The organism is Limosilactobacillus ingluviei DSM 15946, from assembly GCF_001435775.1.
Classification (GTDB): Bacteria; Bacillota; Bacilli; order Lactobacillales; family Lactobacillaceae; genus Limosilactobacillus; species Limosilactobacillus ingluviei.
Genome location: NZ_AZFK01000062.1, coordinates 1 through 365, shown reverse-complemented (window position 1 = coordinate 365; position 365 = coordinate 1). Strand labels below are relative to the sequence as shown.

The 365-nt window shown below is 46.0% G+C and carries 1 protein-coding gene; it reads left to right on the top strand.

Annotation, left to right across the window (positions count from 1 at the left end):
- On the top strand, nucleotides 1-365 hold a 365-nt coding region (locus tag FC43_RS11205; protein ID WP_420865141.1), incomplete at both ends, for a mucin-binding protein.

Here is a 365-nt window from a genome sequence, read left to right as displayed (position 1 = left end):
ACAGATACTGCTAAAGGTAAGTTTGGTCAGGCGATTGCCTTTAAAGTGGCACCAAGTCAGCGGATTAGTGATTATGAAGGCCAACACTATATCCTAGTAGGTAATATATTTAAGGACAATAAGTATCAGGCTGATAACCAAAAGAACCGGTTTGAGGTTCACTTCAAGCATGCGACTACGCCGATCAGTGATACGAAAACGGTCACTGAAATCATCCACTATACTTACGCTAACGGCTCCCCGGCCGTTGGTGATAAAGTTCAGACTGTTCGCTTTACGCGGTCCGGAACGACGGATTTGGTAGATGGCGTGACAACGTGGCAAGGTTGGATGCCAGCAGCTGGACATTTTGCTAGTGTTGATTC